Here is a 9,064-nt window from a genome sequence, read left to right on the forward strand (position 1 = left end):
TCGCTGTGGGCGCAGGCTCGGCGCGAACGGCTAGTCCTCGCGCTCTGCGTCGGCCACCGTCAACGGCAAGGCCAGCTCCTCCAGCGGGCGCCCTTCGGCCGCGACGCCGAGCCACAGCTCGACCAGACCCGCGATCGCCATCACCACCGCGCCGATGAGGAACGACCAGACCACCTGGCCGCGCTCCCCGGAGTTGATCAGCTGGCCGAACAACAACGGGCCGGTGATGCCGCCGATCGCCGTTCCCACCGCGTAGAAGAACGCGATCGCCAGCGCCCGGGTCTCCATCGGGAAGATCTCGCTCACGGTCAAGTAGGCCGCGCTGGCGCCCGCCGACGCCAGGAAGAACGCCGCCGCGAGAACGGCGATGAACGTCCAGGCGCCGCCGGTCTGCGTGACGAACACGATCGCGAGGAGGACGGCCACCACTGCGGAACCGATGTAGGTCGCCGTGATCATCGGTTTGCGACCGATGGTGTCGAACAGGTGCCCCAGCACCAGGGGCCCGGCGAAATTGCTTAGCGCCCAGAGGATGAAGAACACCGGCACTTTGCCGGACGGGACCCCGTAGAACCCACTCAACAGCGTGCCCAGGTTGAACGTGACGCCGTTGTACAGGAACGCCTGACCGATGAACAACGCCAGCCCAAGCACCGCGCGACGCGGATACAAGGTGAACGCCACCCGCGCGATCTCCCGGAACGAAATCGTCTCGCGCTGACGGACTTTGAGGGGGCGGCCGGCCGGTTCGGGCAGCGGTTTGTCGCTCCCCCGCCGCACTTCGCCCTCTATTTCGCCGACCACGCGCTCGGCCTCCTCGTCACGCCCGTGGATGAAGAGCCACCGCGGGCTCTCCGGCACGTTGCGCCGGACCAGCAGGACGAAGATGCCGAAGATGGCGCCGACGCCGAAGGCGAGCCGCCAGCCGATGTTCGGCGCGAAATTCGAGGTGTCCAAAAGGACCAGCGCGCCGGCCGCGCCGGCGGCCGAGCCCAGCCAGTAGGTCCCGTTGATCACGAGGTCTACGCGACCACGCACCCGGGCGGGGATCAACTCGTCGATCGCCGAATTGATCGCGGCGTATTCGCCGCCTATGCCCGCGCCGGTGAAGAAGCGGGCGGCGAAGAAATACCAAGGCGCAAAGGCGAATGCGGTCGCGACGGTGGCGGTCAAGTACACCAGCAGGGTCAGGATGAACAGGTTGCGCCGTCCGAACCGGTCGGTGAGGTGGCCGAAGACCAGCGCGCCCAGGCAGGCCCCGGCGATGTAGAACGCGGCGGCCACCCCGATCTGGGCGGGGTTGAGGCCGATGCCGCTGCCCTTCTCGGTGAGCCGGGACGACACGTTGCCCACCATGGTGACCTCGAGCCCGTCGAGGATCCACACGCCGCCGAGTCCGATGACAACGCGCCAGTGAAACCGCGACCACGGCAGCCGGTCCAGCCGCGCCGGAATGTGGGTGGTGATGGTTCCGGTTTGCACGCCTGCGCTCATATGACTCCTATCCGGGTGAGCAGAGAATTACCCAAACAAGGCGTAATACAAGCTCAGTGGTCGGGACGCGACTCCTCGGGAGTCCACGCCAGCGGCTGGCCCGGCTGGCCGGGGAACAGGTAGTCGATGAACGCCGCCGCCGTGGGCTGGGGTTCGTGGTTGGCCAGCCCCGGCCGCTCGTTGGCTTCGATGAACGCGTACTCGGCGCCGGTGACGTCGGGCACCAGGAGGTCGATGCCGGTCACCGGGATTCCGATCGCCTCGGCCGCCGCCACCGCGACGCGGCACAGTTCCGGATTCACCACGGCGGTGACGTCGTGGATCGTCCCGCCCTGATGCAGGTTGGCGGTGCGCCGGACTCGGAGCCGGCTGCCCTGGGGCAGCACGTCATCCAGCTTCCAGCCGGCCTCGGCCACCGTCGCCTCGGTGAGGTCGTCGAGCGGGATCTTGGACTCGCCGCCGGTGGCGGCGGAGCGTCGCCTGCTCTCGGCCGCGATCAGGTCCCGGATGGTGTGCTCCCCGGTGCCGATGATCTCGGGGGGCATTCGCAGCGCGGCGGCGACGACCCGGCCGTTGATCACCACCAGGCGAAGGTCGTCGCCGTCGACGCGCTCCTCGATGAGCACCTCCGGGTAATGCTGGCGCGCACGCGCCACCGCCGCGGTGAGCTCGTCGGGACCCTTTTCGGCCGGCACACCCACGGTGATGCCCTTGCCCTGCTCCCCGCGGGTGGGTTTGACGACGGCCTCGCCGACCTCCTGCAGGAAGCTGAAGTCGCCGTCGTCGAAGGTGGCCAGCCGCGCACGCGGCACGGTGATGCCGGCCTCCGAGACCAGGCGCCGCGTCAGACGCTTGTCGTCGCAACGGCACATCGCCACCGCCGACGTGAACTCCGACAGCGATTCGCGGGTGATCACGCTGCGACCGCCGTGGGTGAGCCGCATCTCGCCGGTCTCGGCGTCAAGGACCTCGACCCAGATTCCGCGGCGCATCGCCTCGTCGGCGATGATCCGCGCGTAGGGGTTGAGGTCCTCGACCGTCTCCGGGGGCGCGGTGAACAACGGCTCGTTGATCGCGTTCTTCCGCTTGATCGCCAGCACGGGGACGCGGACGAACCCGAGCTTCTCGTAAAGGCCGATGGCCGCGGCGTTGTCGTGCGCCACCGACAGGTCCATGTAGGCGCGGCCCTCACGCCGGAAGTGATCGGCGACCGCGCGGGTCAGGGCCTCGCCCACCCCGGGGAGCGCCGCGGCGGGATCGACGGCCAGCGTCCACAGGCTCGACCCCTCCTCGGGATCGGAGAACAGCAGCTCGTGGTCGACGCCGGTCACGGTGCCCACCACCGCGCCGTCCTCACGCACGGCGAGCAGGTAGGTGACCGCCTCCTGGTTCACGTGGTTGTCCCAGATCGTCTCGACCGGCGCGGGCACCATGCCGCACCGCACGAACACGCGGTTCATCGCGTCCGCGTCGTCCGGGTCGTTGAGGGTGCGCACCGTCAGGCCGACCGGCGACGGCGCCAGGTCGTCGTCGTCCGGGTGAAAGCGCAGTCGATAGGTGTGGCTGGGGTCGATGAAGAGCTCGGTCGGCGCCCCCGCGACCACCACGTGGGACTCGCGCGCGTAGATGCAGATGTCGCGCCGGCCGGCGACCTCGCGGCGCAGCGTCTCGGCCAGCGTTTCCGCGTCCGCGAAGGTCTGACCGAAAATGAGTCGGCCCCAACCCATTTCGAGCTCGACGTCCTTGGCCATCGCGTCCACGAGCTCCGGCGGGGAGGCGTCGTGCAGGCCCATGGTGATGGCCTCGGTGTGGTCCTCGGCGTGCTCCTGGGAGGGGTCGATGGCGGTCATGCGGCCGGCCCCGTCACGCCGTGACGCTGCAACCACAGCTCGAGCAGGGCGATCTGCCAGAGTTCGTTGCCGCGCAGCGGGGTGAGCTTGCCGTTCGGGTCGGCCAGCAGGGCGTCGACCGCTTCGGGGCTGAACAGCCCGCGCTCCTTGGCAACCGGCGCGTAGAGGGCGTCGCGAACCATGTCGAGGTAGGGCCCTTCGAGGTGGGTCAGCGCGGGAACCGGGAAGTAGCCCTTGGGCCGGTCGATGACCTCCGATGGGATCACCCGTCGCGCGGCCTGTTTGAGGACGCCCTTGCCGTCGTGGGCGATCTTCAGCTCCGGGGGGCAGGTCGCGGCCAGCTCGACCAGTTCATGGTCGAGGAACGGGACCCGGCCCTCCAGCCCCCAGGCCATGGTCATGTTGTCCACCCGTTTCACCGGGTCGTCCACCAGCATCACGGTCGTGTCCAGCCGCAGCGCGCGGTCGACGCCGGTTTCGGCGCCGGCGCGCGCGAAGTGTTCGGAGACGAAGCGCTGGCTGGGATCGCCCGGCGCGAGGTTGCCCGGCGCCAGCAGGCCCGCCAGCTCGGCCGAATCGCGATCGAAGAAGGCGCCGCGGTACTCGGCGACGGCCCCGTCCAGCGTCGCGGCCGCCGGCGAGCCCATCGGGGGGTACCAGTGGTAGCCGGCGAACACCTCGTCGGCGCCCTGGCCCGACTGCACGACCTTCACGTGGCGGGCGACCTCCTGGCTCAGCAGGTAGAACGCGACGCAGTCGTGGCTGACCATCGGCTCGCTCATCGCGCCGATCGCCCCGTCGAGCGCGGGCAGCATCCGGTCGGTCCCGATGCGGATCTGGTGATGATCGGTGTCGAAGCGCCGGGCGATGATGTCCGACCAGCGGAACTCGTCGCCCTCGACGCCGCCCGCCGATTCGAAGCCGATCGAGAACGTCGACAGCCCGTGCTGGCCCGCCTCGGCGAGCAGACCGACGATGAGGCTGGAGTCGACACCGCCGGACAGCAAACAGCCGACCGGGACGTCGGCGACCAGCCGGCGCTCGACCGCGACCCGCAGCGTGGACAGCACCGCGTCCTCCCAGTCGCGTTCCGACCAATCGGAGCGGTCGGCGCGCCGGGTGAAGTCCGGCGTCCAGTAGGTGGTGGTGCTGCGCCGGCCGTCGGGCTCGATGGCGACCAGTGAGGCGGGCGGGATTTTGCGCACGCCGCGCAGAATCGTCAGCGGCGGCGGCACCACGGAGTGGAACGTCATGTAGTGGTGCAGCGCAACGGGATCGATCCGGGTGTCCACACCGCCGCCGGCCAGCAGCGCCGGGAGCGTCGACGCGAACCGGATCCGGTGACCGTCCTCGGTCAGGTACAGCGGTTTGATGCCGAGCCGGTCCCGCCCGAGCACCACCCGACCGCTGTCGCGTTCGACGATGACGAAGGCGAACATCCCATAGAGATGGCTGACGAAGTCGTCGCCCCAGCGGTGGTAGGCCTTGAGCAGAACCTCGGTGTCGCTGTGCGAGAAGAACCGGTAGCCGTGGTCCGTGAGCTCGCGCCGCAGTTCCTTGTAGTTGTAGATGCAGCCGTTCCAGGCCACCGCGAGGCCCAGCTCCGAGTCGACCATCGGCTGGGCGCCGGCTTCGGTCAGGTCGATGATCTTGAGGCGCCGATGCCCCAGGGCGACCCGGCCCTGTGACCAGGCTCCCGCCGCGTCCGGCCCCCTGGGCGCCATGACGGCAGCCATCGCTGACACCGCCGCTACGTCGGGAACCCGGCCGTCGAGTCGAACCTCACCGGTGAGTCCACACACTCCTTTGACCCTACCGCGAGCCGATCCGAGCGCCCAGCGCGCCCGTGGCGGCAGGTAGCCGACGCCGATGCCAAAGACGCGATTTCGTTTCCTGGATCGGCAAGGACGGCTTATCGTTTCCTGGACCACAGTTTGCTGGGAGGCTGATGTGGACGGGCCACGCTGATGCTGGTCGACTATTACCTGCGGATCCTGCACATGGATCGGCGGTTACCGCTCAATTTCGACGTGGGCCCGCTGCACGTGCATCTGTACGCGCGGTCCGTGTTCTTCCTGTGGGTCACCGTGGTGATCCTGGTGATCGCCGGCGTCGTCGTGCTTGCGTCGCGCCGGCGCGAGCTGATCCGGCGGTGGACCACCTGGGTGATGATCGCGCCGGTGGTCGGCATCCCCATCTGGGTAGGCCGGGGCACCACCGCGACGCTGGCCGCCGCGCTGGCCGTGGTCGCGGTGTTCGAGTACGCGCGACTGGTGAAACTCGGCAAGGTCGACACGTATCTGCTGCTGGCGCTGGCCGTGCTGTATCCGGTCGCGGCCTGGCTGCACCCGCCGCTGCTGCGGCTCGCACCGATCATCGTGCTGGGGTGTGCGCTGCCTTCGGTGTTCAGCGGCGACGTCGAGCACGGCAGCAGGCGGACCACCTTCACCGCGTTCGGTTCGGTGTGGATCTGTTGGTCCCTGGCGCACCTGGTGACGTTGTGGTCGGACGCGTATCTGGTGTGCTTCGCGGCCGCGGCCACCGACGTCGCGGCCTGGTGCGGCGGCAAGGGCCTGCGCTACTTCCGGTGGGCCCGAAAGCCGTTGTCCCCGTTGAGCCCCAACAAGACGGTCGGCGGCTTGGTCGGCGCGGTGGTGGGGGCCTTTCTGGTGCTGACGTTGCTGGGCACGATGACCATCGGCCTGCTGGTGGCGGTGGCCTTCGGCGGGGTGCTCGGCGACCTCGTCGAATCGATGGTCAAGCGGCAGGCACAGGTCAAGGACGCGGGCTCGTGGCTGCCGGGCTTCGGCGGTCTGCTCGACCGGATCGACTCGTTGTTGCTGGTCCTGCCGCTGGCCTATCTGCTCGGTTGAGCGGGCGCCGAACGTGCTCTCAGGGCGAAAAATTCCCGAAAATCTCGCCCTGAGAACACGTTCGGCGCGGGGTCTGTGCGGCTTGGCGTCCGTCAGGCGGCGTGCGCCAGCTCGAGCGGCTTGGGTGACGACCCATCCCGCAAGGCCACGACCTGCTCGCGCAGCTGCGCCGCGGACGTGTCCGCCGGGTTGACGGGCTCACCGATGCGGACCCGCATTGGCGCGTGGGAGATGAAGCTGGCGCCCTTGGGCAGCACCTCCGCAGTGCCCAGCACCGCCACCGGGACGATCGGCACGCCGCAGTCGCGCGCCAATCGGACAGCACCGGAACGGAATTCGGCGATGTTCCCGTCCGTCGACCGGGTGCCCTCGGGGTAGATGACGACGGTGCGTCCGGCCTTCAGCGCCGGGCGGGCCGCGGCCAGCAGCTGGGCGTAGGTGTCCTTGCCGGACCGCCGCACGGGCAGGATGCCGATCAACGACGACGCCACGAAGCGGCGCACCGGGACGTCGAACCAGTAGTCGGCCGCCGCGGCGAACACCGGCTGGGCGCCGGCGGGCAGCGCGGCCAGCAGCACCGCGGTGTCGGCGTGCGAGGAGTGGTTGGCCACCACCACGCAGCCGCCCGGAACGCGCCAGCGGCCGGTCACGGTCAGGCCCCCCGACACGGCGCACACCGCCCGCCACAGCCGGTGCCGCAGCACGCTGCTGATCCGGGTCGCGGTCATGATGCCAGCACCGCCAATTCCTGCGTGGCCTGGTCGGCCGGCCCGTCCTGACGCTTCGCGGCCAGCTCCCGGTGGGCGGCCCGCAGCCGCAGCGCGGTGGTGATCAGCGAGCCGTTCACCAGCTGGGTCGACACCACCGGCAGGATGACGGGGAATGCGGTGGCCAGGAAAACGAACAGGCAGCGCTCGGTCTTGCCGAGCGGGCCACCGTTGCGGCGCGGCGCGCCGGCGGCGGCTGCGGCCAGCGAGGCGAAGGTGGGCAGCGTCGCGGCCAACGCGGCCACCAGCACCATGAGCACCGGCCAGGACAGCCAGTGCAGCCCCGGGCCGCGCTGCCGCGCCGCCCACACCGCCAGGCCCGCGAAGGTCAACAGGTCCGACGCGCGATCGCCGATCTCGTTGACGACGAATCCCCACGGCCGGCTCACGCCGCGAGCGCGGGCGACGGCGCCGTCGAGGTTGGCTCCGGCCAGCCGCAGTGCCAGGAACACCGCCGTCAGCGGCCACCATCCCAGCGCGACGGTCACCCCGGCCACGCCCGCCGCCAGCACCCCGGCGAGGGTAAAGAGGTCCGGGGAGATGTTTCGCCGCACCGCGACATTCACGATCGGGGTCAACCGGCGGGTGTACCACGGCTTCAGCGCGTAGAGGCCCTGCCATTTCCGCGGAGCCTTGGCCGCGGCCGGCACCGGGGCGACGGCGGGGGCGACCACCCTGATCCGGGGAAGCGTGGAAGTCTCGGTCACCGCGAGCGCGCGCGATCCCGACGCGTAGCAGCCGCGGTGCGCGATGCGGGGCTCGCTCACGGGGCTCAGCGTGCTGATGCCGCGCGTGCGCTGTGTCGGCGCGTTGTCGAGGTCGGTGCTCACCGGGTTTCCTCTCGGGTTGGTGGTCTGTAGTTGTGTGCAAGTTGACCGGTCCCCCGCCGCTACCGGTCCCAAGATCTCCGACCGCAGCGGCCCGGCGGGCCGGTCGCCGTGACCGGCGACGCATACGTTGCTGCACGACGCTTGCCGCTTCGTCGCGAAGTTCTTGCGGAATTCTTGCGGCCGCTCGGCGAGAAGTACGCCCAGATTTCGGTTACCGTTCAACCAAGTCGTTCTTGACTTGAAGCCGATTCACCCGTTGAGGGGGAGGCCATGACCCGGACGAGCGCGGGTCCCGCGAAATGGTCGACGGCCTGCGGGGTCGCACTGGCCGCGGCGGCGCTGCTTGGCGCGGCGCCCGCGTCGGCCGAGCCGATCGACGACACGTTCGTCGCGGCCCTCGCGAAAAACGGGATATCCATGTCCGACCGCAACGCCGCGGTTTCGATGGGCCACACGGTGTGCGCCGCATTCGACAGGGGCGAGCCGTCAACCGCGGCGGCGATGCGGATCGTGAAGGACACCGATCTTTCACCGAAGCAGGCCGGCTACTTCGTCGGGCTTTCGGTGGCCGCCTACTGCCCGCAATATCGGGGCAAGACCGACAACTCGATGAACTGGATGGTGCCCTTCCCGCCGATGATGTGAGAGCGAGTTCGTGCGCGCCGCTCATGTTGGCGCGCGGACACGGCGCTTTCGCCGGGCCGGGTGGCCGAGTTATTTTTGAATGGACGCAATTTCGCCCGCATAAACGAGGAACCGTGGCCCACGGGACGTGGTCGACAGTGATTGCGGCCCTGCTGTCCGCCGCAGCGCCGCTCTTCGCCGCGCCGGCATCGGCCGACTCGAACGATGACGCTTTCATCGCAGCCCTTGCGAGCCAGGCGATCCCGATACCCGACAACAACGTGGCCATTCAGATGGGCCGTAACATGTGCGCCCTGCTCGACCAGGGCACGACGCGGCCCCTGCTGGTGATGAAGCTGATGAAGGACGCGAATCTCTCGGCTAGACAGGCCGGCTTCTTCCTGGGGTTGTCGTCGTCCGCGTACTGCCCGCAATACCGGACGACCGCCGGGTGAGGCACGCGTGCCGGTCACGCCGACCTCAGGCCGCCCTGATCTTCCGTCACCTCGCTGGGAACCGGCGGCACTCGGGTGGCGCGCACGTAGACGTTGTCGCCCTCACGGAGGGCGAGCGCTTCGGCGTCGCCGCGGGTGATCTGGGCGGTGAACGGGCCGCCGGTGGCCGCG

The 9,064-nt window shown here is 69.6% G+C and carries 8 protein-coding genes and 1 pseudogene; 3 read left to right on the forward strand and 6 right to left on the reverse strand.

Going from position 1 to position 9,064, the window contains the following annotated elements; translation table 11 throughout:
* Window positions 1–30: 30 nt before the first annotated feature.
* From A5655_RS07465 to A5655_RS07475, 3 genes are read right to left on the reverse strand one after another with little or no spacing between them, the layout of a single operon-like run.
* On the reverse strand, window positions 31–1,494 hold the full coding sequence (locus tag A5655_RS07465; protein WP_067007534.1) for an MFS transporter: 1,464 nt from the start codon (window positions 1,492–1,494) through the stop codon (window positions 31–33).
* 53 nt (window positions 1,495–1,547) lie between these two features.
* The gene (gene ngg / locus A5655_RS07470; RefSeq protein WP_067007537.1) at window positions 1,548–3,344 is read right to left on the reverse strand and encodes an N-acetylglutaminylglutamine synthetase; all 1,797 of its coding nucleotides are present in this window, start codon (window positions 3,342–3,344) and stop codon (window positions 1,548–1,550) included.
* Window positions 3,341–5,146: an N-acetylglutaminylglutamine amidotransferase gene (locus A5655_RS07475; protein WP_067007540.1), complete on the reverse strand. Its 1,806-nt coding sequence runs from the start codon at window positions 5,144–5,146 to the stop codon at window positions 3,341–3,343. Before A5655_RS07475 ends, ngg begins: the two co-directional genes overlap by 4 nt.
* 165 nt (window positions 5,147–5,311) lie before the next feature.
* Here A5655_RS07475 and A5655_RS07480 point away from each other — a divergent pair, with 165 nt between their 5' ends.
* Window positions 5,312–6,217, forward strand: a complete 906-nt coding sequence (locus tag A5655_RS07480) for a phosphatidate cytidylyltransferase (RefSeq protein ID WP_067007543.1) — start codon at window positions 5,312–5,314, stop codon at window positions 6,215–6,217.
* A gap of 92 nt (window positions 6,218–6,309) precedes the next feature.
* Here the strand turns inward: A5655_RS07480 and A5655_RS07485 are convergent, their stop codons facing one another.
* Together A5655_RS07485 and A5655_RS07490 are read right to left on the reverse strand one after the other, a co-directional pair.
* Window positions 6,310–6,945 (reverse strand): lysophospholipid acyltransferase family protein, encoded by a 636-nt coding sequence (locus A5655_RS07485; protein ID WP_067007547.1) that lies wholly within the window; start codon window positions 6,943–6,945, stop codon window positions 6,310–6,312.
* On the reverse strand, window positions 6,942–7,814 hold the full coding sequence (locus A5655_RS07490) for a CDP-alcohol phosphatidyltransferase family protein (RefSeq protein ID WP_231999096.1): 873 nt from the start codon (window positions 7,812–7,814) through the stop codon (window positions 6,942–6,944). Before A5655_RS07490 ends, A5655_RS07485 begins: the two co-directional genes overlap by 4 nt.
* A 270-nt stretch (window positions 7,815–8,084) precedes the next feature.
* Between A5655_RS07490 and A5655_RS07495 the strand changes: the two genes are divergently transcribed.
* Entirely contained in the window at window positions 8,085–8,459 is a 375-nt protein-coding gene (locus tag A5655_RS07495; protein ID WP_067007550.1) for a DUF732 domain-containing protein, read from the forward strand.
* 137 nt (window positions 8,460–8,596) lie between these two features.
* A complete protein-coding gene (locus A5655_RS07500; protein ID WP_231999097.1) occupies window positions 8,597–8,893 on the forward strand; it encodes a DUF732 domain-containing protein in 297 nt (98 codons plus the stop codon).
* A gap of 14 nt (window positions 8,894–8,907) precedes the next feature.
* Here A5655_RS07500 and A5655_RS27780 read toward each other — a convergent pair.
* Window positions 8,908–9,064, reverse strand: a pseudogene (locus tag A5655_RS27780) (TOBE domain-containing protein); the annotation flags it as partial.

It is taken from the genome of Mycobacterium sp. 1081908.1, assembly GCF_001673535.1.
In the GTDB taxonomy this organism is placed as follows: domain Bacteria; phylum Actinomycetota; class Actinomycetes; order Mycobacteriales; family Mycobacteriaceae; genus Mycobacterium.